At 71.4% G+C, this 24500-nt stretch carries 28 protein-coding genes; 13 read left to right on the forward strand and 15 right to left on the reverse strand.

Going from position 1 to position 24500, the window contains the following annotated elements; all coding sequences use genetic code 11:
• The first annotated feature begins 54 nt into the window (after positions 1-54).
• The 3 genes from ACN20J_RS15800 to ACN20J_RS15810 are packed head-to-tail and all read left to right on the forward strand — an operon-like array spanning position 55 to position 2119.
• Positions 55-1134 (forward strand): DUF6081 family protein, encoded by a 1080-nt coding sequence (locus ACN20J_RS15800; RefSeq protein ID WP_055613717.1) that lies wholly within the window; start codon positions 55-57, stop codon positions 1132-1134.
• Complete coding sequence (locus ACN20J_RS15805) at positions 1131-1661, forward strand: lipocalin-like domain-containing protein (protein WP_419666126.1); 531 nt, start codon at positions 1131-1133, stop codon at positions 1659-1661. Before ACN20J_RS15800 ends, ACN20J_RS15805 begins: the two co-directional genes overlap by 4 nt.
• A complete protein-coding gene (locus ACN20J_RS15810; protein WP_055613718.1) occupies positions 1661-2119 on the forward strand; it encodes a PPOX class F420-dependent oxidoreductase in 459 nt (152 codons plus the stop codon). Before ACN20J_RS15805 ends, ACN20J_RS15810 begins: the two co-directional genes overlap by 1 nt.
• A gap of 115 nt (positions 2120-2234) precedes the next feature.
• On the opposite strand, the gene ACN20J_RS15815 is transcribed toward ACN20J_RS15810, so the two are convergent.
• Positions 2235-3299, reverse strand: coding sequence for an aldo/keto reductase (locus ACN20J_RS15815; RefSeq protein ID WP_361895873.1), 1065 nt, complete (start codon positions 3297-3299; stop codon positions 2235-2237).
• A gap of 3 nt (positions 3300-3302) precedes the next feature.
• Positions 3303-3770, reverse strand: coding sequence for a nitroreductase/quinone reductase family protein (locus tag ACN20J_RS15820; protein ID WP_246575023.1), 468 nt, complete (start codon positions 3768-3770; stop codon positions 3303-3305).
• A 135-nt stretch (positions 3771-3905) separates the two neighbouring features.
• On the opposite strand from ACN20J_RS15820, the gene ACN20J_RS15825 reads away from it, so the two are divergent.
• Positions 3906-4490: a TetR/AcrR family transcriptional regulator gene (locus ACN20J_RS15825; RefSeq protein WP_246575022.1), complete on the forward strand. Its 585-nt coding sequence runs from the start codon at positions 3906-3908 to the stop codon at positions 4488-4490.
• 166 nt (positions 4491-4656) lie between these two features.
• Entirely contained in the window at positions 4657-5808 is a 1152-nt protein-coding gene (locus ACN20J_RS15830; RefSeq protein WP_419666127.1) for an acyl-CoA dehydrogenase family protein, read from the forward strand.
• 169 nt (positions 5809-5977) lie between these two features.
• Here ACN20J_RS15830 and ACN20J_RS15835 read toward each other — a convergent pair whose 3' ends face one another.
• From ACN20J_RS15835 to ACN20J_RS15860, 6 genes are all read right to left on the reverse strand, one after another.
• Entirely contained in the window at positions 5978-6928 is a 951-nt protein-coding gene (locus tag ACN20J_RS15835) for an MBL fold metallo-hydrolase (RefSeq protein WP_419666128.1), read from the reverse strand.
• Positions 6925-7920, reverse strand: coding sequence for an aromatase/cyclase (locus ACN20J_RS15840; RefSeq protein ID WP_419666129.1), 996 nt, complete (start codon positions 7918-7920; stop codon positions 6925-6927). Before ACN20J_RS15840 ends, ACN20J_RS15835 begins: the two co-directional genes overlap by 4 nt.
• Before the next feature lie 57 nt (positions 7921-7977).
• Entirely contained in the window at positions 7978-8769 is a 792-nt protein-coding gene (locus ACN20J_RS15845; RefSeq protein ID WP_055613724.1) for an SDR family NAD(P)-dependent oxidoreductase, read from the reverse strand.
• Between the two features lie 18 nt (positions 8770-8787).
• Positions 8788-9042, reverse strand: a complete 255-nt coding sequence (locus tag ACN20J_RS15850; RefSeq protein WP_190228132.1) for an acyl carrier protein — start codon at positions 9040-9042, stop codon at positions 8788-8790.
• An 82-nt stretch (positions 9043-9124) separates the two neighbouring features.
• Complete coding sequence (locus ACN20J_RS15855) at positions 9125-10411, reverse strand: ketosynthase chain-length factor (RefSeq protein ID WP_190228131.1); 1287 nt, start codon at positions 10409-10411, stop codon at positions 9125-9127.
• Entirely contained in the window at positions 10408-11673 is a 1266-nt protein-coding gene (locus ACN20J_RS15860; RefSeq protein ID WP_361997704.1) for a beta-ketoacyl-[acyl-carrier-protein] synthase family protein, read from the reverse strand. Before ACN20J_RS15860 ends, ACN20J_RS15855 begins: the two co-directional genes overlap by 4 nt.
• A gap of 177 nt (positions 11674-11850) precedes the next feature.
• On the opposite strand from ACN20J_RS15860, the gene ACN20J_RS15865 reads away from it, so the two are divergent.
• Positions 11851-13011 carry an acyltransferase domain-containing protein gene (locus ACN20J_RS15865; protein WP_246575020.1) on the forward strand — a complete coding sequence of 387 codons (1161 nt, stop codon included), beginning with the start codon at positions 11851-11853 and terminating at the stop codon, positions 13009-13011.
• Here the strand turns inward: ACN20J_RS15865 and ACN20J_RS15870 are convergent.
• Entirely contained in the window at positions 12993-13247 is a 255-nt protein-coding gene (locus tag ACN20J_RS15870) for an acyl carrier protein (protein WP_055613729.1), read from the reverse strand. The two genes, ACN20J_RS15865 and ACN20J_RS15870, sit on opposite strands and share 19 nt — an antisense overlap.
• A 121-nt stretch (positions 13248-13368) precedes the next feature.
• On the opposite strand from ACN20J_RS15870, the gene ACN20J_RS15875 reads away from it, so the two are divergent.
• The gene (locus tag ACN20J_RS15875) at positions 13369-13842 is read left to right on the forward strand and encodes a nuclear transport factor 2 family protein (protein ID WP_419666130.1); all 474 of its coding nucleotides are present in this window, start codon (positions 13369-13371) and stop codon (positions 13840-13842) included.
• Between the two features lie 13 nt (positions 13843-13855).
• Complete coding sequence (cofC, locus tag ACN20J_RS15880) at positions 13856-14551, forward strand: 2-phospho-L-lactate guanylyltransferase (protein ID WP_419666131.1); 696 nt, start codon at positions 13856-13858, stop codon at positions 14549-14551.
• On the opposite strand, the gene ACN20J_RS15885 is transcribed toward cofC, so the two are convergent.
• Both ACN20J_RS15885 and ACN20J_RS15890 read right to left on the reverse strand, forming a co-directional pair.
• Positions 14521-15009: a MarR family winged helix-turn-helix transcriptional regulator gene (locus ACN20J_RS15885; RefSeq protein WP_359847628.1), complete on the reverse strand. Its 489-nt coding sequence runs from the start codon at positions 15007-15009 to the stop codon at positions 14521-14523. The genes cofC and ACN20J_RS15885 overlap by 31 nt on opposite strands.
• Before the next feature lie 51 nt (positions 15010-15060).
• Positions 15061-15543 carry a hemerythrin domain-containing protein gene (locus ACN20J_RS15890; protein ID WP_189838175.1) on the reverse strand — a complete coding sequence of 161 codons (483 nt, stop codon included), beginning with the start codon at positions 15541-15543 and terminating at the stop codon, positions 15061-15063.
• A gap of 365 nt (positions 15544-15908) precedes the next feature.
• Here ACN20J_RS15890 and ACN20J_RS15895 point away from each other — a divergent pair, with 365 nt between their 5' ends.
• Positions 15909-16973, forward strand: coding sequence for a hypothetical protein (locus ACN20J_RS15895; protein ID WP_419666132.1), 1065 nt, complete (start codon positions 15909-15911; stop codon positions 16971-16973).
• A gap of 160 nt (positions 16974-17133) precedes the next feature.
• Here the strand turns inward: ACN20J_RS15895 and ACN20J_RS15900 are convergent, their stop codons facing one another.
• Positions 17134-17817 carry an NPCBM/NEW2 domain-containing protein gene (locus tag ACN20J_RS15900; protein ID WP_419666133.1) on the reverse strand — a complete coding sequence of 228 codons (684 nt, stop codon included), beginning with the start codon at positions 17815-17817 and terminating at the stop codon, positions 17134-17136.
• An 808-nt stretch (positions 17818-18625) separates the two neighbouring features.
• Here ACN20J_RS15900 and ACN20J_RS15905 point away from each other — a divergent pair.
• Complete coding sequence (locus ACN20J_RS15905; protein ID WP_189838171.1) at positions 18626-19210, forward strand: sigma-70 family RNA polymerase sigma factor; 585 nt, start codon at positions 18626-18628, stop codon at positions 19208-19210.
• Entirely contained in the window at positions 19207-19959 is a 753-nt protein-coding gene (locus ACN20J_RS15910) for an anti-sigma factor (RefSeq protein ID WP_361910865.1), read from the forward strand. The genes ACN20J_RS15905 and ACN20J_RS15910 overlap by 4 nt, the downstream gene beginning before the upstream one ends.
• Positions 19960-20185: 226 nt before the next feature.
• Here the strand turns inward: ACN20J_RS15910 and ACN20J_RS15915 are convergent, their stop codons facing one another.
• Genes ACN20J_RS15915 through ACN20J_RS15925 form a run of 3 tightly spaced genes read right to left on the reverse strand, consistent with a single transcriptional unit; the run spans position 20186 to position 21752 of the window.
• Positions 20186-20536: a hypothetical protein gene (locus ACN20J_RS15915; protein WP_189838169.1), complete on the reverse strand. Its 351-nt coding sequence runs from the start codon at positions 20534-20536 to the stop codon at positions 20186-20188.
• Positions 20533-21162: an Asp23/Gls24 family envelope stress response protein gene (locus ACN20J_RS15920; protein ID WP_419666134.1), complete on the reverse strand. Its 630-nt coding sequence runs from the start codon at positions 21160-21162 to the stop codon at positions 20533-20535. Before ACN20J_RS15920 ends, ACN20J_RS15915 begins: the two co-directional genes overlap by 4 nt.
• Positions 21159-21752 (reverse strand): RNA polymerase sigma factor, encoded by a 594-nt coding sequence (locus ACN20J_RS15925; protein WP_361910859.1) that lies wholly within the window; start codon positions 21750-21752, stop codon positions 21159-21161. Before ACN20J_RS15925 ends, ACN20J_RS15920 begins: the two co-directional genes overlap by 4 nt.
• Positions 21753-22111: 359 nt before the next feature.
• Between ACN20J_RS15925 and ACN20J_RS15930 the strand changes: the two genes are divergently transcribed.
• Together ACN20J_RS15930 and ACN20J_RS15935 are read left to right on the forward strand one after the other, a co-directional pair.
• Complete coding sequence (locus ACN20J_RS15930) at positions 22112-23656, forward strand: molybdopterin-dependent oxidoreductase (protein ID WP_419668887.1); 1545 nt, start codon at positions 22112-22114, stop codon at positions 23654-23656.
• Positions 23657-23726: 70 nt separating this feature from the next.
• Entirely contained in the window at positions 23727-24380 is a 654-nt protein-coding gene (locus tag ACN20J_RS15935) for a fasciclin domain-containing protein (protein ID WP_361910856.1), read from the forward strand.
• Positions 24381-24500: the final 120 nt, after the last annotated feature.

Genomic DNA, 24500 nt, shown 5'->3' on the forward strand with positions numbered 1-24500 from the left:
CGCACGGACGCACCGCTGGACACCCCGAACACCCCTAGGAAAGGAGCGGTTCCGATGCCGCGCAGAACGTTCGTCTCCCGGCACGGCCTGCTGCTCGCCGCCGCCGCACTGGGCACCGTCATGACGACGCCGGGGACCTCCACCGCCAAACCCGGCAGCCGTGGCTACCGGATGGTCTGGGACGACTTCGCCGAGGGGTTCCGCACCGAGGGCGAGGGCGCCCGGTGGTTCCACGTGGCGGGCGGCCCCTACCGGGCCGACGACGGCATCGTCACCACCCGCCCGGGCGAGCTGTCCGTACGGGCACGTGGCAGCCACCCCGCGACCGGCGAGCCGGCGTTCACACAGACCATCCCCGCCGAGAACCCGGTCGGCATGCCGGGCTCCGGGGACCACGCCAAGTTCATCGCGTACACCAGTCACACGGCCTCCAGCGGCCACCCGGGTTTCGACGCCCACGAGGGCTACGAGCTCCTCTTCGAGACGCGGCTCTCCGGGCGGACCTACGGCACCGCGGACCACCCCTTCGGGGACGCGGTGCGGGATCCGGAGGACGATCTGCGGCTGGCCTCCGCGATGATGCTGACCACCGACCCGGAGACCTCCGTCTCCTTCGACTTCGTGGTCACCAACAAGCGGATCTACGCCTGGTACGGGCGCCCCACCTTCCTGCGCGGCCAGTTGGGCGACTACGCCTCGTTCGCGCACACCGTGCCGCTGGTCGCGCGGCGGCCCGGCGACAGCCACGACTTCGGCATCGCCTACGACCGCGCCGCCGGGGTGGTGCGCTGGCTCATCGACGGCGAGGAGCACTTCCGGGTGGACCGCATCGGACACCGTCTCGACCGGTCCACCGCGACCCTGGACGAGGGCGGCGAGGAGACGCTGGTCAGGCCCAGGCAGCTCAACGCCGGGCTGGGACTGCTGACCCTGCTGGACGCGTCCTGGCCCACCGACAAGGGCCTCGTACGGCTCTCCGCGCGCAAGCACACCACGTACTACCGGCCCTCGGTCGGTGCGCCGCAGGAGCAGACCTTCGCCGACGAGGACAGCACCGACGCCGGGCGGCTCTTCGGACAGGGCGCGGCCGTGCGGCTCGGCTCCTACCGCGTGACCAGCAGGCGCTCGCGGTGACGCCGGAGGAGGTCGTCGGAGTGTGGCGGCTGGCCTCGTACACGGAGGTGGGCGAGGACGGGGGCACGGTGGCGGGGCCGTTGGGCGAGGCGCCGGCCGGGCTGCTGATCTACACCGCGGACGGCCATGTCGCGGTGAGCATGATGAAGACCGGGGACGCCCCGGCCCTGGAGACCTACATGGGCTACTCCGGGCAGTGGCGGCTGGCCGGGGACCGGATGACGCACCGGGTCCAGGTCAGCGCCCACCCGCGGATGGCGGGCACCGAACAGATACGCCGCGTCGCGCTCGACGGCGAGACGCTGTCGCTGCGCGGCACGGCCGTGACACCGGTGGGGGGCCGCGCGCCGGAGCGCGTACTCACCTGGCGGCGCGCGAACCCGGACGGCATCGCAGCCGACGGCATCGCGACCGACCGCATCGCAGCCGACGGCACGGCATCCGGCAGCACGGCGATCGACAGCACAGCTTTCGACAACACGGCGTCCGACGAGACGGCGAAGCAGCAGGAGAAGGAGACGCACTGATGCCCAACTACGTGGACGCGCCCGAGGGTTGGTGGCGGGAGTTCATCATGGCCGATCCGCCCAGGACCGCGAAGGCCTCGGTGGTCCGCAAGGACGGCAGCCCTCATGTCGTCCCGGTCGGAGTCATCATGGACGGCGACGACATCATCTACACCTGCCAGAAGGACAGCGTGAAGGGCCGCTCCCTGCAACGGGACGGCAGGATCGCGATGTTGTGGGACGACGAGCGCCCGCCGTTCTCGTTCGTGCTGGTGCGCGGGCGGGCGACGCTCAGCGAGGACATCGACGAACTGCGCGCCTGGACCGCCCGGATCGGCGGCCGATACCACGGCAAGCGGCGCGAGGAGGAGTTCTCCGAGCGGTTCACCATCCCCAACGGCGTCGTGGTCCGGGTGAAGGTGGAACAGATCGTCGCCAAGGTGAATCTGTCGGAGACCGTGAACGTGAAGGACTCGTAGCCCTCCCCGGGGGCCTCTCCCGGGGCCTGTGGAGTGACACAACAGTGCGGCGGAGCGGGCCGGTTGGCCGCTCCGCCGCACTGTTGTGTCAGGCACCGTACTTCCGGCGGAGCGCTCAGGCCGCCCCGTACCGGTCGTCGGCCGGTACCCGTCGCGCGGTCGTCCGCAGGTCGTCGACCTGCTGCCAGCGGTCGCCGTAGATGGCGTCCCGCATGGCCGGGAAGCGCAGGAAGTCGTGCGGGAAGCCCGGCGCCACACTGCTGACCCGTTCCAGGCCCGCCAGCCAGTCGTCCTCCAGCACCGCTTCGACGGCCCCCAGGTTGTCGGCGAGCTGCTCGGGCTTCGTGGCGCCGAGGATCGGCACCACGTTTGCGGGCCGGGACAGCAGCCAGGCCAGCGCCACCTGGGCGGGGCTGATTCCGGCGGCCTCGGCGACCCGTACGGTCTCCTCCACGACGTCGTCGCCGGGACCGGTGCCGCCCTGCCCCCAGGCCACGTGGTCCAGCCGCCCCTCCTCGGAGCGCAGGTACTTGCCGGTGAGCCGCCCGTCGGCCAGCGGCCCCCAGGCGAACACCGGCAGGTCGAAGGCGTGGGCCATCGGGAGGAGTTCGCGCTCGACGGTGCGCTCCAGCAGGTTGTACCTGATCTGCAGTCCCGCGAAGGGCGACCAGTCGCGCAGCTCGGCCAGGGTGTTGGCCTGGGCCACCTCCCAGGCGGGCCAGTCGGACACACCGACGTAGAGCACCTTGCCCGCACGCACCTGGTCGTCCAGCGCCCGCATCACCTCGGGCACCGGCGTGAGGGTGTCGCGGGCGTGCACCCACAGCATGTCGATGTGGTCCGTGCCGAGCCGGCGCAGGCTCGCCTCCAGGGAACGCACCAGGTTCTTGCGGTGGTTGCCCGCGGAGTTCAGGTCACCCGGCCGCGTCTGCATCGTGTACTTGGTGCTGAGGACGAACTCGTCGCGGCGGCCGGCGAGCAGCTTGCCGAGCGTCGTCTCCGCCGATCCGTCGCCGTACTCGTCGGCGGTGTCGATGAAGTTGCCGCCGGCCTCGGCGTACTGGTCGAAGATCCGCGTGCGCGTCTCCTCGGGGAGCTTCCAGTCGTCGCCGAAGGTCATGGTGCCCAGTGCCAGCCGGGAGATCCGGACTCCGGTCCTGCCGAGAAGCGTGTAGCGCACGGGTCAGTCCTTCCGGCTCAGTATGACCAGGGGGATCTTCCGTTCGGTCTGGGCCTGGTAGGCGGCGAAGGCCTGCACCTCGGCGGCGGCCTCGGCGAAGAGGCGGTCGCGCTCCTCGCTCCCGGCCGGCACCTCGGTCGCGACGGCCGAGTAGGTCTCCTCGCCGGTCTCGACGGTCACCCGGGGATTCACCCTGATGTTGTGGAACCAGGCGGGGTGGGTGTCCGCGCCGCCGTTGCTGCCGAAGATCAGCAGGCTGCCGTCGGCCTGGGCGAAGAAGAGCGTGGGCACCGTGCGCACCACGCCGGACTTCGCCCCCTTGGTGGTGAGCAGGATGAGCGAACCGCCCTCGAAGGGACCGCCGACCTTGCCGCCGTTCTGCCGGAACTCCTGCATGACCGGGAGGTTGTAGCTGCCCGGGTCTCCTTCGGCGGGGGTGGTGGGCGCGGGGTCGAACTGGTCAGCAGCCACGGGGACTTCCTCTCGGCGAGACAAACGGAGAACTCTCCACATCAGTACGCGCGCCGAGCCTAAGCGGAGAGACTTCCGTATCGCAAGCAACGACCTCGTACGCCGCTGGAGCAGGGGCGAACTATGCTCACGGCCATGGCCGCAGCCCCCTCCGAACGCGCCGACGCGGTGCGCAACCGACAGAAGATCCTGGCCGCGGCGGCCCGCCTGGTGGCCGCCGGAGCGGCCGAGCGGCTCTCCCTCGACGAGGTCGCGCGGGTGGCGGATGTGGGCGTGGGCACGGTCTACCGCCGCTTCGGCGACCGCGCCGGACTGGTCTTCGCGCTCCTGGAGGAACAGCATCAGCTGTTCCGGGCCCGGGTGGTGGAGGGCCCGCCCCCCTTGGGACCGCGGGCCGACGCCGGTGACCGGCTGCGCGCCTTCCTGCACGCGCTCGTCGACCTCTCCGTCGGGCAGCGGGAACTGCTGCTGCTCGCCGAGTCCAGTTCGCCGCCCGCGCGTTACCTCAGCGCCTCCTACGACTTCCAGCACGCGCATGCCGGCCGGCTGATCGCCGAACTGCGCCCGGACGCCGACGCGGACTTTCTGGCGGACGCGCTGCTGGCCCCCTTCGCGCCCAGCCTGATCGACCACCAGTGCCGGGTCAGGGGCTTCTCACCGGAGCGGATCAAGGCCGGCTTCGACCAGCTCCTGCGCAGCACGCTGGAGTCGGGGCGGTGACGGCGGCCGCTGTCGAGCCGACCTCCAGCCGCCTTCCAGCGGAGACCGGGACCGTGGCGGACGACGGGTGCGCGAACGCACGCCGCTGACGGCATGGCCGCCTGGAGCGCGACGTCCATGCCCACGGCTGCTTCCCCGCACGACGCGGTCCATGGGAGGCGCAAGGATGCTGGACACCGAGGAACTGGCCCAACAGGCCGCCGAATCCGCGCGAGGGGCCGAGGAAGCCCGCAAGCTCGACCCCGACGTGGTCAAACTGCTGGTCGAGGCCGGCTTCGCCCGGCACTTCGTACCCCGGGAGTGCGGCGGCGCCGAAGGCACCTTCGCGGAGCTCACCGAGGCGGTGGCGCGGGTCGGCGCCGCCTGCCCCGCCACCGCCTGGTGCGCCTCGCTGGCCGCCAACCTGGGCCGGATGGCGGCGTATCTGCCCGCCGAGGGCTACCGCGAGGTGTGGGCGCAGGGGCCCGACGCGCTCGTCGTCGGATCCCTCTCCCCCTTCGGGAAGGCCGTACCGGCGACCGGCGGATGGACACTGTCCGGGCGCTGGCCCTACATCAGCGCCGTGGCGTACTCGGACTGGCTGCTGCTGTGCGGCACGCTGCCCGACGGAGCCGGGCCCCGGGTCTTCGCGGTTCCCCGGGACGAGGTGGAGGTCGTGGAGAGCTGGGAGAGCGTCGGGATGCGGGCCACCGGCAGCCACACGGTGGTCGCCTCCGGTGTGTTCGTTCCCGAGCGGCGCGCCTTCGCCCGCGCCGACCTGCTGACGGGCCGCCCCACGGCGTCCACGGCGGCCTGTCACACCGTGCCGCTGGAAGCGGCCAACGGTCTCTCCTTCGCCGGACCGCTCCTTGGCGCCGCCGAGGGCGCGCTCGGCCAGTGGTCGGCCTACGCGGTGGTCAAGGCGCGCTCCGTACTCCTGCGGCCCCAGGCGCCGGGCCCCAGCCGCGAGGCGCTCGCCGGCGTACTGGCCCACTCGGCCGGGGAGACGGACGCCGCCCGGCTTCTGTTGGAGCGGTGCGCGCAGGTCGCCGACCTGGGCGCGGAGGTGACTCCCGAGCAGACCCGGCGCAATCTGCGCGACACCGCCCTGTCGGTACGGATGCTGGCCTCCGCGGTCAACCGCCTCGCGGCGAACGGCGGCACCACGGGCTACGGCGAGAGCGCCCCGCTCCAGCGGTACTGGCGGGACGTCAACACCTCGGCCACCCACGTGGCCCTCCAGTTCGAATCGGCGGCACTCGCCTACGCCGAGGGACGACTGTGGACCACGGAGACCCCGGAGACCACGCAGACCAGCAGCCCGGCAGCGGCCCGGTAGCGGCCACGCGGCACGGACAGAGCCGGCCGGCCCCGGGAGACGGGGCCGGCCGGCTCTGTCACGGCAGTTCGCGCGGGGTCACGGCAGTTCGGCCGGGATGTGGGACGCGTCGGCGCGGCGGTGGTGAACTTTCACCACCGCCGCGCCGAGTGTTCTGCCAGGACGGCTCTCAGGCGTGGGAGACGGGAAGTACTCCCCCGTTGTACTCGACCATCTCGCCGAAGACCGACACGACGTCGAGGGCATGGCCGAGCTCTTCGCCGGCCAGTTCCGAGTAGGCCCGGTGCAGGTTGGCCGGCAGCCGCTCGGGGTCGCGGAGGTCGCCGTACGGGCCGGGCCCCCTCTCGCGGGCGAGCTGGAGGGGGGTGAGCCCCGCCGCCCTGCCCTCGGCGGCAAGCTCCGTCAGCCAGTGGAAGTACTCCTCGGTCCGGGTCAGTTCCTCGGGGCCGCTGACGGGTCCGTGGCCGCCGACGACGGTCAACGGGTCCAGCTTCCGCAGGAGTTCCAGGGTGGCGAGGGACCCGGCGACGGAGCCCATCAGCACGAACGGCGTACAGCCGGGAAGCACGACGTCGCCGGCGAACAGCACGCGCTCCTCGGGCAGCCACACCAGCGTGTCGTTGGTGGTGTGCGCGGGGCCCGGATGGATCAGCTCGATCCGGCGCTCCCCCTGGTGGAGGGTGAGCCCCTGACGGTACGTCAGGTCGGGCAGCATCAACTCGATGCCGCCCCACTCGACGTCGGGCCACAGCCCGGTCAGACCGAGTCCGGCGGCTGCCATCTCGCTGCGGGTGCGCTCGTGCGCGACGACGACGGTGCCGGGGCCGGCCAGTACGGCGTTGCCGAAGGTGTGGTCGCCGTGGAAATGGGTGTTGACGATCAGCCGCGGGGACTCGGGCGTGAGCCCGCCGAGGGCGGTCCGCATGGCGCGGGCCCGCTCGTGGGTGGCGGCCGTGTCCACCAGCACGGGCCCACCGCCCCGCCCCGGTTCCAGCAGGATGCCCGCGTTGCTGACACACCAGCCGCCGTCGGGCTGGATGTACGCGAACACGCCGTCCGCCAGCTCTTCCAGCCTTCCCGGGGCGGCGGTCCGGGCCCCGTTCACGGTGCGGCCACTCACTCGGCGGCCCCCTTCTCGAGGTGGCCCCGGGCCGTCCGAAGCGTGCCCCGGCTGTTGGCGCCGATGATGTCCCGGGCCTTGGCGAGGGCCTCGGCGATGGTGGTGCCCGGTCCGAAGACGCTCTCCACCGCGGCGGGATCGAGGGCCACCGTGTGCCGGGCGGTGACCCGGGTGCCCTCCGGCCCGCTGTTGAAGAGCCACTCGCCGGAGTGCGCCAGCAGTCCGCGCGGCGGGGTGGTCTGCTTGTAGACGATCCGCTCGCCCTCGAAGCACAGCCGCACCGACTGGGTGGTGTGCGTACTGCCGTCCGCGGCGGAGGTCTCCATGTCCATCGTCTGCACCTCGGCGCCCGCGGTGGCGGCCTCCGCCGGGTTGGTCTCCAGATCGAGCCCGGCCACGTGCGGCAGCCGCTCGGGCCACAGATCGGCGCGGTACAGGAAGTCGTAGACCTCCGCGGCCGGCGCGGCTATGAGTTCCTCGTCGCTGAAGCTCAGGATCAACTCGTGCGGCTCCTCGGGGCGTTCCGCCCAGGCCCGGAGCGACCCGATCTCGGCGTTGCTGTTGGAGTCCAGCGCGGCGGCGATGCGGTCGGCCGCGCCCGGCTCGCCGTCGGTGGTCCACCGGTGCCCGAGTTCCAGCCGCCCGGGGGTGCCGGGCGAGGCGTCCTGGAACCGCCAGTGACCCGACATCTCCGTGATCGGCGCCGCCGGGGTCTCCTGGGCGAAGTCGATCCGGTTGCCCTCCGGGTCGAGCACCCGCCGCGAGGTCCAGCTGCGCACCCCGTTGCCGACGACCGCCCAGAGCCGGATGCGCTGGACGCCGCCGGTGCGTTCCAGTTCCTGGGACCAGATGCAGGGCGCGAAGAGCAGCGGCCAGCGGCCGACGTCCTCGATGAGCGCGTAGGCGCGGCGGGCCGACGCGGCCAGCTCGGTCACGTGCTCGGCGCTGCGGGTGGGACTGTCCGCGGTCCTCTCGTGCGTCTCCGTGTCCACGCGGTGGTTCTCCTCAGCCTCGGTGATGTGCGAGATCTCAGTGATGTGCGGGGCGGCTCAGTAGTTTCCGAGGCCTCCGCAGACGTTGATCGCCTGCGCGGTGACGGCCGCCGCCGCGTCCGAGACCAGGTACGCCACCATGGCGGCGACCTCGTCGGGGTCGGTGTAGCGGCCGAGGGGGATCTTGGCGTTGAACCGCTCCAGGACCTCGTCCTCGGTGGTGTTCCAGATACGGGCGTAGTGCTGGCGCACGTTGCCCGCCATGGGCGTCTCCACATAGCCGGGGCAGACCGCGTTGACGGTGATTCCGCTCTTGGCCAGTTCGAGGCCGAGGGCCTTGGTGAACCCGACCACGCCGTGCTTGGAGGCCGAGTAGGGCGCCCCGAACACGACGCCCTGCTTACCGCCCGTGGAGGCGATGCTGACGATCCTGGCGCGCTTCAGCTCACGCATCCGGCCGGTGGTCAGCACCTGCTTGGTGACCAGGAAGACGCTGTTGAGGTTGGTGTTGATGACGTCGAACCAGAGCTCGTCGGGGATCTCGGCGGTGACGCCGCCACCGCTGCGCCCGGCGTTGTTCACCAGGACCTCCACCGGACCGAACCGGTCGACGGCGGACTGGACGAACCGCTGCACGCTCTCGGCCGAGGTCACGTCGCACACGGTTCCGTCGGCCGTCACACCGCTCTCCTGGAGCTCCTTGACGGTCTGGGTGAGGGCTTCCTCGTCCCGGGCGCAGAGGTAGACGGGGTGTCCGAGCGCGCCCAGGGAGGCCGCGACGGACCGTCCGATGCCCCGGGTCGCTCCGGTGACGACGGCGGTGCCCCGGGGGGCCTGTACCTGCTCCATGGTGTCGGGCCCGTTCTCTCAGGCGGCCTGGGCCGCGGCGTGGTTGACCCGGTCGAGGAACTCCCGGGGAGTCTCGATCCCGGTGACCTCCTCGTCGGTGAGGTCGACCGCGAACCGCTGCTTCATCAGGGCCGCCGTCTCCAGCAGCGCCAGCGAGTCGTAGCCGAGGTCGGTGAAGGGCACGTCCAGGTTCTGGCCCGTGAGCGTGACGTCGTCGTCGGCGCCCGCGCACTCGGTGAGCACGAGGACCAGGTCGTCGAGGGTGATGGCCATGATGCGAACTCCTTGCGTACGGAATCGGATGGGGGTGGGGGTGTGGTGCGAGTGCGGGTGAGGTGCGGGGTGGAAATGGAGGTCAGGCGGCCTCGGGCGCACGGACCACCACGGCGGCGTTGAAGCCGCCGTGGCCGCGTGCCAGCACCAGCGCGGTGCGCAGCGGCGCCTGGCGGGGTGTGCCGCGCACCAGGTCGAGCCGGTGCTCGGGAACGGGGCGGTCGATGCCCGCGGTGGGCGGGATGACTCCGTCGCGCAGGGCGAGCAGGGCCGCGGCCACGTCGAGCGGGGCCCCACCGCCGAAGAGCCGGCCCGTGAGGGTCTTCGGGGCGGTGACCGGCACACCGTAGGGGCCGAAGAGCGCGCGCAGTGCCGCGGCCTCTTCGTCGTCGGCCGTGGGCAGTCCGGCTGCGTCGGCGAAGACCACGTCCACGTCCTCGACGCCCAGCCCGCCGTCGGCGAGGGCGAGCCGTGCGGCGCGTTCGAGACCGGGCGGGCGTCCGGAGCCCGGCCGCGGCGAGAAGGTGGCCGCGTATCCGGCGATCTCGCCGTACACCCGGGCGCCGCGCGCACGGGCCGCGTTCTCCTCTTCGAGTACGAGCATCGCGCCCCCCTCGCCCGGCACTTGACCGGCGGCGCGGGTGTCGAAGGGCAGGTAGGCGGTGGCGGGGTCGTCGGAGCGGGAGAGCCGGCCGCTCGCGAGGTGGGAGACGAGCCCCCAGGGGTCGAGGGAGGAGTCCATGCCGCCGGTCAGCGAGAGCTTGACGCCCTGTCCCAGCGTGCGGCGGGACTGGCCGATGGCGTCGAGGCCGCCCGCCTGTTCGGAGACGAGGACGCCGCTGGGTCCGCGCAGCTTGTGGCGGATGGAGAGCTGGCCGGTGTTGACCGCGTAGAACCAGGCGAAGGACTCGTAGACGCTGACCTGTTGCGGGCCCTGGGTCCACAGTTTGCGGATCTCCCGGTGGGTGAACTCGAATCCGCCGGTGGCATTCGAGGTGACCACGCCGCAGCCGTACTCGCCGTATCCGTCCTGTTCCGCCAGTTCGGCGGGGTTGGCGTCGGCGTCGGCCAGCGCCTCGGCGCCCGCGACGAGGGCCAGCCGGGTCACCCGGTCGGTCTGCGGCAGCAGCCGTCCCGGGATGTGCTCGGACGCTTCGAACCCCGCGATCCGCCCGACCAGCCGGGACGGGTAGCGGGAGGCGTCGTAGTCGACGACCGGCCCGATACCGCTCGTGCCGCGCAGCGTGGACTGCCACCACTGCTCGGTGCCGAGGCCGTTGGGGGCGGCGACGCCGATGCCGGTGATGACGGCGGTCGGCCGCCCGGTGCGCTCAGGGGTCTCCTGGGCCGCGGGAGTGGCCAGTGTCATCGCGTGGTTTCCTCTCGGGTGATGACCATGGCGGACTGGAAGCCGCCGAAGCCGCTGCCCACACTGAGGACGGCGTCCACGGCGTGCTCCCGGGCCTCGTTCGGCACGTAGTCCAGGTCGCATTCGGGATCGGGCTCGTGAAGGTTGGCCGTGGGGGGAACGGCGCCGTTCTCCATGGCCAGCGCGCAGGCGGCGATCTCGATGGAGCCGATGGCGCCCAGTGAGTGCCCGACCATGGATTTGATGGAGCTGATCGGCACCTCGTAGGCGTGCTGCCCGAGGGTCTCCTTGAAGGCGGCCGTCTCGTGCCGGTCGTTCTGCTTGGTGCCCGACCCGTGCGCGTTGACGTAGTCGACGAGGTCGGGGTTGAGCCGCGCCTGGTCCAGCGAGTGCCGGATGGCCTCGGCCATCTCGTGGCCGTCCGGCCGCAGACCCGTCATGTGGTACGCGTTGCAGCGGGTGGCGTAGCCGCCGATCACCCCGTAGACATGGGCGCCCCGGGCCCGCGCGTGCTCCAGTTCCTCCAGGACGAACATCGCGGCGCCCTCGGCGAGTACGAAGCCGTTGCGGGTGCGGTCGAAGGGCCGGGAGGCGTGCTCGGGGTCGTCGTTGCGGGGCGTGGTGGCCTTGATCGCATCGAAGCAGGAGACGGCGATCGGCGAGATCGGGGTGTCGGCCGCCCCGGCGATCATGACGTCGACGGTGCCCTCGGCGATGAGGTCACGCGCGTAGCCCACGGAGTCCAGCCCGGAGGTGCAGCCGGTGGAGACGACCGTGGCGGGGCCTTCGGCGCCCACGGTCCATGCCACCTCGGCCGCCAGGGAACTGGGCACGAAGGCGTCGAAGAGGTGGGGCGAGACGTAGTCGCTGTCCACCTCCCACAGCCGGCCGCTGTCGCTGAGGACGAGATATTCGCGTTCCAGTCCGGTGGTGCCGCCGACCGCGCTGCCGATGCTCACCCCGGTGCGGTGCGGGTCGAGTTCCACGAATTCGAGGCCGCTGTCCGCCATGCACTCCCTGGCGCTGACGACGGCGAACTGTGCGGCCCGGTCCAGCCGCCTCGCCTCCCGCGGGCTGAGCCCGGACCGCTGCGGATCGAAGTCGACTTCGGCGGCGACCTGTGAGCGGAAGCGGGAGGGGTCGAAGAAGGAGATGGTGCGGGTGGCGGTGCGGCCCGAGACCAGGAGATCCCAGAACGCCTTCTTGCCCACCCCACCCGGCGCGACGACGCCTATCCCGGTGATTGCGACACTTCGGTTCACTGTCCTGCCCCTCGTTCGGCTGCCTTCGACTGTCGGCGCAACCCCTTGACCACGGCTCGAATTCGACTGGCGGCCCCGTCTCGCCGGGTCCAGCGGTGGTCCACTCCAGGTCGAGACGGGTCGGACAGGCTCGGCCCGCCCGCCGGAGGTGCCGGGGGCCGAGGCGAGGGAGGTCCCGTGGAGCGCCGACGAAGTGTGCTGCTGCTGCCCGGACAGGGTGCGCAGCGGGAACGTATGGCCGCCGGACTGTACGGCGCGCGGGAGGAGTTCACCGCGCCCATGGACGAGTTCTTCGGCCGGCTCGGCTCGACGGGATCACGGCTGCGGTCGGCGTGGCTGCGCCCCGCGCCCAACCCGGAGCTGGACGAGTCGGCGGTGGCGCAGCCGCTACTGCTCGCCGTGGGCCACGCGCTGGGACGTGCGGTGGGCGCGGCGGCGGAACCTCCCGCGCTGCTGCTCGGGCACAGTGTGGGCGAGCTGGCGGCGGCCTGCCTGGTGGGCGTCTTCGATCCGGCGGACATCGGCGCGCTGGCCGCCGCCCGTTCCCGGGCGCTGGAGGGTACGGGGCACGGCGGGATGCTCGCGGTGGCGGCGCCGGAGGGGCAACTGGCCGAAGAGCTTGGGGGGTTCGGCGACGGGTTGGCTGTTGGGGCCGATCGGGCGGTTGCCGGGGCCGACGGGTTGGCTGTCGGGGCCGACGGGGTAGCAGCCGGAGCCAACGGGGTGGCTGTCGCGGGGGTGGCCGACAGGGCGGCCTTCGCCGGGGTGGCCGTCGCGGCGCTCAACGGACCGCGTCAGACGGTGCTGGCGGGCCCCCGGGAGGCGCTGGCCGCCGTGGAGCAACACTTGCGGGACCGCGGGATCCTGGTACGCGCGCTGCGGTCGGGGCACGCCTTCCACAGCCCCGTCATGGCAGGGGCCGCGCTGCGCTTCGGTGAGGCGCTGGCGGGTTTCGGGCCGCGTGCTCCCCGGGCGGCCGCCGGCACGGTGGTGTCGACCCGCACCGGGGTCGCGGTGACCGAGGACCAGGCGCGGGATCCGCACTTCTGGGGCGGGCAGTTGGCCGCCCCGGTGCGGTACTGGCCGGCCCTGCGGGAACTGCTGGACACCTTGGGGAGGCGGCCGGGGCTGCTGCTGCTCGACGGCTCCGCGGACCGGAGCCTGAGCGCCCCCGCCCGGCACCACCCCGCGGTGCGGGACGGCGCCAGCGAGGTCGTCCCCCTGCTGGCCGTCGGCCGGGACGCCGGTGGCCCGGCCGACGCGCGGGTGTTCGCCGAGGCGCTGCACCGGCTGGGGGAACAGCGGGATCACACAGGGGATCACACGGTGGTGAGCTGACCTTGGACGTACTGGATGAGGGCGGCGGGAGTGGTGAGCTCGTCGAGCTGTTCGTCTGGCACGCTGACCTTGAAGTCGTCCTGGATGCGGGTCACGATCTCGTACACGGTGAGCGAGTCGAAACCGAGGTCGGTGAACTCGGTGTGCAGCGTGGAATCCTTGATCTCCTCACTGGTGGCTCCGTCGAAGCAGGCGTTCACGACGCTCTGGAACTCGGTGATGGTGAATTCAGCCATGCGGCACACCCTGTGCGGTCGCACTCGACGGCTGCTGGAGACCGGCTCGACGGCAGCGGGACTCCGTGGGCTCCGCCGCCGCTCGATCCGCCCTCCAGTAGGCGCCCGCAGCATCGCCACCATGACGACTGACGAGACGACAGCCGAGACGACGAACGCGCCCAAGCTCCCCTCCCCCGAGCTGTATGTGGAGGTGACCCAGTTCTACGCCCGGCAGATGCACCGGATGGACGGGGACGACTTCGGCGGTTTCGCCGCCACGTTCGTCGCGGGCGCGGAGTTCCGCCTCGCGGGCGGCACCGTACTGACCGGCCCCGAGGCGATCGAGGCGGGCGCGCGGGCGGCGGCGGGCAGGTTCGACGGCGCGCAGCCCCGGCACTGGTTCGACATGATGACGGTCGAGGAGGCCGACGACGGCACGGTGTCCACCAGCTACTACGCGACGGTGACGGTCACTTCCGCAGAGGGTGCCGTCCTGGTGGAGCCGACCTGCTTCGTCCGGGACACCCTGGTCCGGGTGTCCGGTGTGCTGCGCAACCGGTCCCGGGTCATCGAGCGGGACGACCTCGTGGTGCGCGCCCGGACGCAGGGCTGAGCCCGTGTGGTCGGTGGTGCTCCCGGTCAAGTCGTTCAGCAGGGCCAAGAGCCGGCTCGCGGCGGGCCTGGGACCGTGGCGCCAGGAACTGGCCCACGCCTTCTTCCTGGACACGCTCTGGGCCGTACGGAACACCGAAGGAGTCCGTACGGTCGTGGTGGTGACGGCCGATCCACTGGCGGCCTCGCAGGCCCGCACCCTGGGCGCGCTGGTCTGCCCGGACGCACCGGATCCCGACCTCAACGACGCCGTACGCCTGGGGGCCGCCAAGTGCCGCTCGGTGGGCCCCGAGGGTCCGGTGGCGGCGCTCACCGCCGACCTGCCAGGCCTGCGTCCACGCGAACTGGAGCATGTCCTGCGGGAGGCGAGTCACCATCCGCGGGCCTTCGTCGCCGACCACACCGGCGAGGGAACCACCGTCCTGACCGCACTCACCACCGCCGGCCTCGCACCCGCCTTCGGCACGGACTCCGCACACCGGCACGCCTCACTCGGGGCGTTCCCCATCGACATGCCGAGCGACTGCGGCATCCGCCTGGACGTGGACACCCCGGAGGACCTGGCGCGAGTGGCGCTGCGAGGAGTGGGGCCGTACACGGCGGCGCTGTTCCGCCTACGAAAGGCGAGATTCCCGGTGGCGGCGGACCCCGTTGAAGGATTTCAGGGCGTCCAGGACGTTCAGGGTGCTTCGGCGACGGCTTCCTCGTAACGCTGGATGGCATGCACAAATGTCGCGCGCTCCTGCGGACTGAGATCGTCGAAGACCTTGCGCCAGGCCCTGGCCCCGCTGGCCAGCCAGGCGTCGACGGCCGCGCGGGTGGTGGGGTCCTCGGTGAGCGAGACGATGCTGCGCCTGCGGTCGTCGGGATCGGAGCGGCGCTCCACGACCCCTTCGCGCTGCAGGTCGCTGACCATCAGACTGACCGTGGTCGGCGCGACCTCCAGCCGAGCGGCGAGGTCCTTGACGGACGTGGGCCCGTCGAAGATCAGACAGGACAGCAGGGAGAGATGCCGGGGCGCCAGCCGCAACGAGCGCAACTGCTCGGGCACGGGGGTGCGCTTGGCGCGGGAGACCAACCGCGGCAACGTGACGAGCATCGCCCGAACCGCCTCTTCGGCGCTGAGACGACTACCCGCCTCCGCCTCCGGCTCCGTCTCCTCTGACATCGCTTCGACCTCCAGATCCGCCACGGTACCGGACGGTGGGGCGGGGCCGTCCTAGGAGGTGGGGCCGGGCGGGGTCACCCCCAGGGCGGGCAGCAGATACGTCTCCTCGTAGACGAAATGCTCCTCGATCCCGGCCACGGTCCGCTCCAACTCCCCCCGCAGCCAGGTCAGGTCCTGCCCGTCATCACTCTCCACGAGCTTGGTGAGCCGGTCGAGCCCGGCGGCCACCTGCCGATGCTCTTCCCTCAACCGCTCAATGACGGGGGCGATCTCGGGATACCGCTGCTCGAAGACGGGGAAGGCGCCGTCCTCCATGGTGTGGTGGTGGTGAAGCCCGAGGCAGTACTCCAGGCAGCGGGCTCGTAACTGCTGCACGAGGGAGACACCGTCGCCGTTCCCGCCCACGGCCTCCGCGAGCCCGCCCTCTTCGTCGAGCGCGGTCCGCAACGCCGCGAGCTGCGCGCGCAGTTCCCGGTGCCCGACGAGCAACTGCCGCCCGGCGGCTTGGCTGTCGATGTGCTGAGGAACTGGCATGGAGGCCCTCCAGAAACAGTTTGTTTTCAAAGCAAACTCACCTTGAGATTACAGAGGCTCCCGGACTGCCGTCAATCACTCAACTGCCTGACCTGTCCGGCCCTAGCGAGCCACGAGCGGACAGCGGCAGTCCGCCGGCGGCCGTCCCGCCCCACCCCGTAATCCGATCGAGTGGCGCGCGCACTGGGCGCGTACAAACGGGGTTCGGTCTGGTCGGGTGATTGCACCAGGGACGAGAAAGACCGCGGTGCCGACCGGGCCGCGACTGTCCGCTTCCTGGTGACGAGCTGGGCATCCCTCCGCCCCGCACCAGGTCCGTCGGTCGTACGTACGGACCAACTGCCGCTCCCCGAAAGGCCCTTACGATGCCCAGTCCTGCCCCCGCCCCGGGCTCTACACCACCACCTGCCGGCGCACCGCCCCGCACTCCCTGGTGGCGAACGGGATGGGCACGCGTCGGCTTCGTTCTCGCCGTACCGGCACTCGGCGTCCTCAACGCGTTCCTCGGATTCCTCATGCTGGTCCTCGCGCTCGTGCTCTTGTGGTGGGGCAATGTCTGGCGGAAGCGGTGGAAGGCGACCGCGACGGTCGCGGCGGTGATCCTGTTCGGGGCGATCCTGCCGCCCGCGCCCCGGGACAGGACGTCGGACACCGTGGCGGAGGCGGACGAGAAGGCGCGCATCGCCGGAGGACCGGACGGCACCTCCACCCCGGCACCGGGGACGAACCCGAAGGTCGCTCCCAAGGTCCCGGACTACCGGGGCATGCGGCTGGACAGAGCACGAAAGAAGGCAGAGGCCGACGGGTTCACCGTCGGCGACCACAACGCGTCCGACCAGGACGACGCCATCTGGATGCGCTCCAACTGGACCGTCTGCTTCCAGCGGGCCCGCACGTCGTCGAGCAGCGCAAGTACGATCGACTTCGGAGCAGTGCCGACCGACGCTCCGTGTCCCGAGCGTGACGGCGAAGCGATCCCCTGGCCGCCGATGCCGGATCTCGTCGGCGCGACGTGGAAGGCGGCCCAGAAGAAGCTCGTCGCTCTCGGCGTACGACCTGATCGCGCAAACGCGGACACGGCGTACGTGAACGACCAGCTCCCCGACGAGGGCGAGTACGACAAGTGGCAAGTGTGTGCGCATGATCCCGCCCGAAAGCAGCCGGTCACCGACACCACTTGGGTGAGGCTGCGGCTGTCCGCTCCGGACAACGACTGCCCTGCCGGGGCAGGCAGGGACAACGGATCGGCCGAACTGCCCGACCGCGACGACGACGGGGACCCCGACTACCACGACCCGTTCCCCGGCGACCGGAACCGCAACAGCACTTTCCCGGACGGCATGTCCGGCGGTTCGGGAAGCTCGGGAGGCTCGTCGAGTGGCTCATCCGGCGGAGGAGGTTGGGGCGGCTGCCGCTCCCGCTGGTGTTGAGCCGAACGCCTGGGACGGTTCTGCGAACGCGCGGCGCAGGCGCCCCCGAGCGTCCGCCGACTCCCTCACCCGCGGCGTCACGGCCGCGAGCCGAGGGGCCAGTTCCGCGCTCACATAGCGGCCGATCGCCGAGATCTTCTCGTCGTTGACCAGGGGAGCATCAGGAAAGTGAGGCATTTCCCAAACCGCTGTAGAAGTAGGAAGAGGACTCGTCACCGGACTTGGTCATCACGCAGGAGATTTTGACCTGGTCCTGCCCGGAGATGTCGACCGAGAGATCTTCGATTCTGCTGGACTGGATGGACACTTCTTCGCCGATCGGATTCCCCGCAGCGTTGGCAACCTGAATCGATCCCACCGAACCGATCGCGTTGGTCGAGTCGGCCAGAATGCCCACCTTCGCCTCCAGCCGCGTGTATCCGCTGGTGCTGTAGACGACACTCTCGCCTTCGCTGTCGCACGTGAGCCGGACGCTCTTCGCAAAATGCTTACCGCGGATGGTCACCGGCTGGGCGCTCGCATCGCCGCCGCCGTCGACCACGTCACGATCCGCGAGGTAGACGACGGAACCGGGCTCGGGTGACTCCGGCCCACCGGAATCCGACGGATCGACCTGGGTGCGCGGCTCGTCGTCCGCGTTCGTGCTGGGCCCGGGCGTCGCCGTGACCGTCGCTGTCGCGGTGACAGTCACGGCCGGCTTCGGATCGTCGGCTCTGATGACCGTTTCCCGTCCACCGAAGAATCCCGCCGCGATGGTCGCCGCACAGATGGCCAGCAGTTCGAACCATTTCGGAATGACGCCCCATCGGCGTTGAGCACGGCGCTCCTGTTTGGTGAGATCCATTCCCGCCCCTCATTTTTTTTCGGTCTTTCCGGCCAGGGCCGGGACACACGTCACCGTCAATTCCGTCGGACACCCGATTGGGCGTGCGACACGGAAACGGTGGCGATGGAGACGACCGTGCTGACGGCGCAGCGGTATTTCCGGCCTGCCCAGCCCTCCCGCTTCCCCCCGGGTCAGGTCCGTTCACTCGCCGGCGCCTGCACTTGCCGACCGCGACCACAGTAAAGACTGCGCAGCGTGATGACATCGGAGTATGAAATTCCTTTTGCCATCACGGAAGCGCGGGGGCTCTCTTGGGGGCGCTCATTCTTGACTCACGCCCTTTGTGCACGCCCCTTGAACCACTTCGCACGGCCGCGGGAATGCGGACCGGAACTCCGGACGATCTGCCGTCGGCTGACCCATGCGGAAGGGATGATCTCCATCGCCCGGCCGGCACAGTGCGGCCGGCCGACGTTCAGGGCGGAGCACGCCGGGGCCCCTCGTCGTGGCCACAGCCTGCCGGGGGGGCAGAGGCAGACGAGTCGGGCTGTACGCCGGGGAGGTCGGTACCGGACACCACCCGCGGTTGCACCCACCAGACGGGTTCTCCCCGGCAGCCTGTGAACGCTTTCGTATCGCGCTCGTCGACACGGCCCGAAGCCTTCCGAACCGGCAGGGCTCCTGGCGCGCCGGTGAGTCCCGGTGATCATTGCCGTGCCGTCCGCGCTCTCGCACGTCACCTGCGATTTCATCGTCGGTGCAACCAATCCGGGGTCTCGGCGGGAACGGATTACGCCCGGACATGTCCAGACCGTGGAGGCCCTCGGTGAAAGAAGTAGTGCAGATCAGTGGAAATCCCTCGGCGGGGCCTGACTTGCAGGAGTTGGTGAGCCGTGTGGCTCTGGGTGACGAGGACGCGTTCGCCGGCGTCTACGACGCCGTGGTCAGTCCGGTGATGGGTGTGGTGCGCGCCGTGCTGCGTGATCAGGCGCAGTCGGAGGAAGTGGCGCAGGAGGTTCTCGTGGAGGTGTGGCGGACCTCTCCCCGCTACCGGCCCGACGTCGGCACGGCCATCAACTGGATCCTCACCCTGGCGCACCGCAGGGCGGTGGACCGGGTGCGCTCGGTGGACGCCGCGGCCGCCCGGGACCACAAGGCCGCGCTGCTGGAGCAGCTGCCCGAGTACGACGAGGTGGCCGAGCACGTCGAGGCGCGGCTGGAGCGCGAACAGGTACGGCGCTGTCTGCGCACGCTGACCGAGCTCCAGCACCAGTCCGTCACCCTGGCGTACTACCGGGGGCTGACCTACCGCGAGGTGGCGGAGGCGCTGGCGGTTCCGCTGGGGACCGTCAAGACCCGACTGCGCGACGGGCTCATCCGGCTGCGTGACTGCCTGGGGGTGACGGCGTGACGACCATCGATCTGCACCGGCTGACGGGCGCCTACGCACTGCACGCTCTGTCCGACGAGGAGAGTGCCGCGTTCGAGCGCCACCTGCCGGGCTGCGAAGCGTGCGCGCAGGAGACGGCCGAACTGAGCGCGACCGCGGCCCGCCTGGGACTCGCCGTCGCCACGGCGCCCCGCCCGGTGCTGCGCGAACAGGTGCTGCGCCGGATCACCGCGGTCCGGCAGGAGACGCCCGGCCGGCCGGCCCAGGCCCTCCCCCTCCGGGCCCGTCTGCGGGCCGGGGTGCTGTCCAGGTGGGCGCTCGCCGCCTGCCTCGCGGCGGCCACGGCGCTCGGCGGGACAGCTGTGTGGCAGCACCAGCGGGCCGAGGACGCCCGCGACCAGGCGCGCCGCACCGAGCAGGCGGCGGACGAGGTCGCCGCCGTACTGGCCGCGCCGGACGCCAGAACCCGGGCCGCCGGGCTGGCCGACGGCGCGACCGGTACTGTCGTCGTCTCCCGCAGCCGGGACAAGGCCGTGTTCGTCGCGTCCGGGATGGCCCGTCCTCCCGGCGGGAAGGTCTACCAGCTCTGGTTCGACGACGGCGGGACCATGCGGTCGGCCGGCCTGATGGACCCCGACCGCAGTGACCAGACCGTCCTGATGCAGGGCACCGTCGACAAGGCGTCGGGCATGGGCATCACCGTCGAACCCGGCGGCGGCTCGAAGGAGCCCACATCCGCACCGGTCGCCCTGATGACCTTCCCTGGCTGAACGGCCGACCGGCCGACCGGCGACGGCCAGGCCCGATCGTCCACGGTCCCGTCCTGGGAGACGAGCCGTATCGGTTCGTGGGCCGGACCCACTGCGGTCTGGCTCACGGACCGGTGCCCGGCCCGGCCGACGGCGGGTGCCGTACAGCCCGCCGCACGGCCGTCCCGGCACGGCGTGTGATGGGACGGCTGCCGGAGGAGGCCGGGCTCGATTCGGTGATCCGGCGTCAGACGAGGCCCGTGACCGTCACGGTGACCCTGGGCGCCGGGTGCGCGGGCACCAGGGAGTCCAGGCGGCGCTCGACGGTGCGCCGGACGACGCGGGCCACGTCCAGGGTCCTGGCGTGCCGAAGTGCGACGACGTGGATCTCGACGTGCCACGGGCCCTCGCCGTCCGGCCGGGTCATGCGCACTCCGGAAGGTGCCCCGCCGGTGCCTGACGTGGGCCGTGACGGCGCGGAGCGCAGCCGGTCGGCCAGACCCGGTCTGAGGAAGGCCACTCCCGACACGCCCTGAACAGCCGTGGCGACTTCCTCGACGAGCTTCGCGTGCGCGGTGATCTCGTGGTGCGCGGTCATGGCGTACGACCTTCCTGGCCGTCGTCGGCCGTGCCGGCGACGAGGTCGGTGACACGGATGTCCACGGACGCCAGGACCATGCCCAGTTCGCGGTCCGCGGCCTCCCGCACCCGGGCGCGTACCCGGTCGGTGAGTTCCGGTAGGGGGACACCGACCGGAGCGTGGATGTCCAGGCGGACCGCGACGGAATCGCCGGTGCCGTCGGCGCGGGCGTCGACAAGGCGGCAGGAACCCGTCCGGACGCCCGCGACCGTCTCGGCCGCCGCGCGCAGCGTGCGGGCCGCGACGGCCTCCATGATCCACAGATCCTCGGCGGGTTCGCCGAGGGGCAGGGGACGGCCCGGTCGCAGTTCGAGGCGTACGACGTCCATGATCCGCCGGGTCAGCGGCTCGGCGTCGTAGGCGGAGGTGTCCGCCGATTCCGCTCGCAGGCCGCGCACCACGGACTCCAGGTCGTCCAGTCCCCGCACTGCGTCCCGGCAGTGCGGGCACGACCGCAGGTGTGCGTCGTCGGTCTGCTGTTCCCAGTCGTCCCAGGTCCGCGACACCAGCCGTCCGCACGGCAGGAGTTCGTCGTCGTCAGCGTGGGTGAACGCGCTGTTCGACGGGTCGGTGCGGTCGGTCATCGCCAGGCCCCCAGTGCTTGTGTGAGACAACGACGTGCTCGGAAGACACGGGCGCGGACGGCCTCCTGGCTGATACCGACCGCGTCCGCGACGAACTCGTAGGACCGGCCGTCCAGTTCCCGCAGTACCCAGCAGGCCCGTTGTTCGGCCGAGAGCAGGTCGAGGGCTTCCCGCAGTTCGCGGACGGCGTCGCGGCCCTCGGTGATCCGGGCCGGGGAGCTGGTGTACTCGGCCGCGGGCACGTCACCGGCCGCCTCCAGCGGTGCCACGGGCTTGCGGGCCCGCAGCACGTTCAGACAGCGGTTGGTGACGATCCGGTACATCCAGGTGCCGAAGGAGGAGCGCCCCTGGAACTCCGGCAGCCGCCGCCAGGCGCTGAGGAAGGCGTCCTGTACGGCGTCCTCCGCCTCGGCGCCGGTCCCGAGCAGACTGGTGGCGAGGCGGATCAGCGCCGCCGCGTGGCTCTGCACGAGCACGGCGAAGGCGTCCTCGTCCCCTTCCGCGGCACGGACGACCAGCAGGACGTCGTCCGGGGCCGTCGTGTCGGCGCGGGTGTCCGGTGGTTCGCTCTGTGTGCGGGCCCCCGCCACTGCGCGACTCCTCTCGTCCGGTGTTCTGAAGGTTGGACACCGTGGAACCGTCCCCGTTACGGAGAACTTCGGGAAACGGGCACCGTACGGATGCGGGGCGGGGCCGGCACGGGCAGGAAGGCTCCGGTGCGCGTCGGCACAATGCGTTGCCGCTCGACGGCCAGACGACAAGGGGCCCTTTTGGATACCTCTTTGATTCGCGATCCGTAGCCGAAGCGGGCGCGGATTGGTCGGAAAAGGAAATTCATCCGATCGTGGGAGCGACCAATCCGCGCGGCTTTCGGAGCCGGATTCCCCCCGTGACCGAGAACGAGCAGGAACCACGGAGCGGATGTCGCCGCGGCGGCCCGGCCCGACCGCTGCTGGGCGCGCTCAGCGGTGCGTTGACGGGTTTCGCGGCACTCGCGGTCGCCGAGCTGGTGGCGGGCGGAGTGCGTCCGCAGGCCGGTCCGCTTGTCGCGGTCGGCGGCGCGGCGATCGACCGTACGCCCGCCGCGGTGAAGGACTGGGCGATCCGCAATTTCGGCAGCGACGACAAACTGGTTCTGCAGCTGGGAATTCTCGCGGTACTGGCGCTTTTCGCGCTGGCGCTGGGAATTGCCGCGCTGCGGTTCCGGCGGACCGGGGCGGCCGGCGTGCTGCTGTTCGGAGCCGTCGGCGCGGTCGCCGCGACCGGCAGGCCCGACTCGACCGGTGTCGCCGACGCGCTGCCGTCCGTGGCCGGCGCCGCCGCCGGAGCCGTACTGCTGTACGTCCTGGTGGGCCGCCTCACACCCCCGAAACCCGCGCCCGGCGCACCGGCGTCCAACGAGGGATGGGACCGCCGCGGCTTCGTGATCGCGGCGAGCGCTGCGGCTGTCGCGTCCGCCGGCGCCGGGCTGCTCGGCCGCTCCTTGAGCGGTTCGAGCGGCCGGGACGCGGTCGCCTCCCGCAGGAACCTGGTGCTGCCCGCGCCCGGCTCCCCTGCCCGGGCCGTACCCAAGGGTGCCCGGCTTCGGCTCCCCGGGGTCAGTCCCTTCGTCACACCCAACGGTGACTTCTACCGCGTCGACACCGCCCTGGTGGTGCCCAAGGTCGACGCGACCGCATGGCGGCTGCGCATCCACGGCGAGGGTGTCACCCGGCCGGTCACCCTCACCTTCGACGACCTGATGCGGCGCGAGCTGATCGAGCGCGACATCACGCTCACCTGCGTGTCGAACGAGGTCGGCGGCCCGTACGTCGGCAACGCCCGCTGGATCGGCGTACGACTGGTGGACCTGCTGGCCGAGTGCGGGGTGAAGCCGCCCTCGAAAGGAGGCCCGGCGGACCAGTTGGTGGCCCGCTCGGTGGACGGCATGACGATCGGCAGCCCGGTCGAGGACCTGATGGACGGCCGCGACGCCCTCCTCGCCCTGGGCATGAACGGCGAACCGCTGCCCTTCGAACACGGCTTCCCCGTCCGCATGGTCGTGCCCGGCCTCTACGGCTACGTCTCCGCCTGCAAGTGGATCAAGGACATCGAGCTCACGACGTTCGACAGCTACGACCCGTACTGGGTCAAGCGCGACTGGGCCCGCAAAGCACCGATCAAGACCCAGTCCCGCATCGACACCCCCAAGCCGTTCGCCCGCCCGAAGGCCGGCACGGTCATGGTCGCCGGGGTCGCCTGGGCCCAGCATCGCGGCATCGACAAGGTCGAGATCCGCGTCGACGACGGCCCCTGGGCCGAGACCCGGCTGGCAGCGGAGGACTCGCGCGACACCTGGCGCCAGTGGTCCTTCGCCTGGCGGGCCGCCAAGGGCGGTCACACCCTCACCGTGCGCGCCACCGACCGCGACGGCCGGGTGCAGACCGAGAAGCGCACGCGGACCGTCCCCGACGGCGCCAGTGGATGGCACTCCGTCGTCGTCACCGCCGAGTGACACACCGAGCCACTTTTCCCACCCCCGTACGAGCGCGGCCACTGCCGCGCCGACCAACAGGAGAATCATCATGAACACCCGTATCCGCCGTGCCGCCATGACCGTGGCCGCCGCCGCAGTGCTCCCGCTGACCCTGAGCGCCTGCTCGGACGACAGCGGCGACTCCGCCAAGTCGGACTCCTCCACCAAGGCGTCGGCCCCGGCGGCCGACGACGGCATGGGCAGCTCCGGCGATGCCTCCACGACCGACCAGCCCTTCGGTACGGCCTGTTCCGCGGTCCCGAAGGACGGCGCCGGCTCCTTCGACGGCATGGCACAGGACCCGGTGGCCACCGCCGCGTCCAACAACCCCGCCCTGTCCACGCTGGTCACGGCGGTGAAGAAGGCCGGGCTCGTCGACACCCTCAACAACGCCCGGAACATCACCGTGTTCGCGCCGACCAACGACGCCTTCGCGAAGATCCCCAAGGCGACCCTGGACAAGGTCCTCAACGACAAGGCCCAGCTGACGAAGATCCTCACCTACCACGTGGTGGGCCAGAAGCTGGCACCGAAGGACCTGGAGAACGGCTCCTTCGACACGCTGGAGAAGTCGAAGCTCACCACCTCCGGCTCGGGCGAGTCCTACACCGTCAACGACTCCGCCAAGGTGGTCTGCGGCAACGTCAAGACCGCCAACGCCAACGTCTACATCATCGACACCGTCCTCATGCCCACCAGCTGACGGACCGTCGACCTCGGGGCGCCACTTCGGTGGCGCCCCGAGGTCTTTCCGGGTACCCGCGTCACAGACGCGGCCGGGCCGGGTCTGAAGGAGTGAGAGCACATCGGCAACGAGGCAGGA

This window comes from Streptomyces sp. 2-1, from assembly GCF_048564895.1.
GTDB classification, from domain to species: domain Bacteria; phylum Actinomycetota; class Actinomycetes; order Streptomycetales; family Streptomycetaceae; genus Streptomyces; species Streptomyces phaeochromogenes.

Excerpts from the sequence above, each read along its gene's own strand:
- ACN20J_RS15800 (WP_055613717.1), top strand. The coding sequence starts at position 55 with ATGCCGCGCAGAACGTTCGTCTCCCGGCACGGCCTGCTGCTCGCCGCC.
- ACN20J_RS15810 (WP_055613718.1), top strand. The coding sequence starts at position 1,661 with ATGCCCAACTACGTGGACGCGCCCGAGGGTTGGTGGCGGGAGTTCATC.
- ACN20J_RS15825 (WP_246575022.1), top strand. The coding sequence starts at position 3,906 with ATGGCCGCAGCCCCCTCCGAACGCGCCGACGCGGTGCGCAACCGACAG.
- ACN20J_RS15830 (WP_419666127.1), top strand. The coding sequence starts at position 4,657 with ATGCTGGACACCGAGGAACTGGCCCAACAGGCCGCCGAATCCGCGCGA.
- ACN20J_RS15845 (WP_055613724.1), bottom strand. The coding sequence starts at position 8,769 with ATGGAGCAGGTACAGGCCCCCCGGGGCACCGCCGTCGTCACCGGAGCG.
- ACN20J_RS15850 (WP_190228132.1), bottom strand. The coding sequence starts at position 9,042 with ATGGCCATCACCCTCGACGACCTGGTCCTCGTGCTCACCGAGTGCGCG.
- ACN20J_RS15855 (WP_190228131.1), bottom strand. The coding sequence starts at position 10,411 with ATGACACTGGCCACTCCCGCGGCCCAGGAGACCCCTGAGCGCACCGGG.
- ACN20J_RS15870 (WP_055613729.1), bottom strand. The coding sequence starts at position 13,247 with ATGGCTGAATTCACCATCACCGAGTTCCAGAGCGTCGTGAACGCCTGC.
- ACN20J_RS15875 (WP_419666130.1), top strand. The coding sequence starts at position 13,369 with ATGACGACTGACGAGACGACAGCCGAGACGACGAACGCGCCCAAGCTC.
- ACN20J_RS15885 (WP_359847628.1), bottom strand. The coding sequence starts at position 15,009 with ATGTCAGAGGAGACGGAGCCGGAGGCGGAGGCGGGTAGTCGTCTCAGC.
- ACN20J_RS15890 (WP_189838175.1), bottom strand. The coding sequence starts at position 15,543 with ATGCCAGTTCCTCAGCACATCGACAGCCAAGCCGCCGGGCGGCAGTTG.
- ACN20J_RS15895 (WP_419666132.1), top strand. The coding sequence starts at position 15,909 with ATGCCCAGTCCTGCCCCCGCCCCGGGCTCTACACCACCACCTGCCGGC.
- ACN20J_RS15900 (WP_419666133.1), bottom strand. The coding sequence starts at position 17,817 with ATGGATCTCACCAAACAGGAGCGCCGTGCTCAACGCCGATGGGGCGTC.
- ACN20J_RS15915 (WP_189838169.1), bottom strand. The coding sequence starts at position 20,536 with ATGACCGCGCACCACGAGATCACCGCGCACGCGAAGCTCGTCGAGGAA.
- ACN20J_RS15920 (WP_419666134.1), bottom strand. The coding sequence starts at position 21,162 with ATGACCGACCGCACCGACCCGTCGAACAGCGCGTTCACCCACGCTGAC.
- ACN20J_RS15935 (WP_361910856.1), top strand. The coding sequence starts at position 23,727 with ATGAACACCCGTATCCGCCGTGCCGCCATGACCGTGGCCGCCGCCGCA.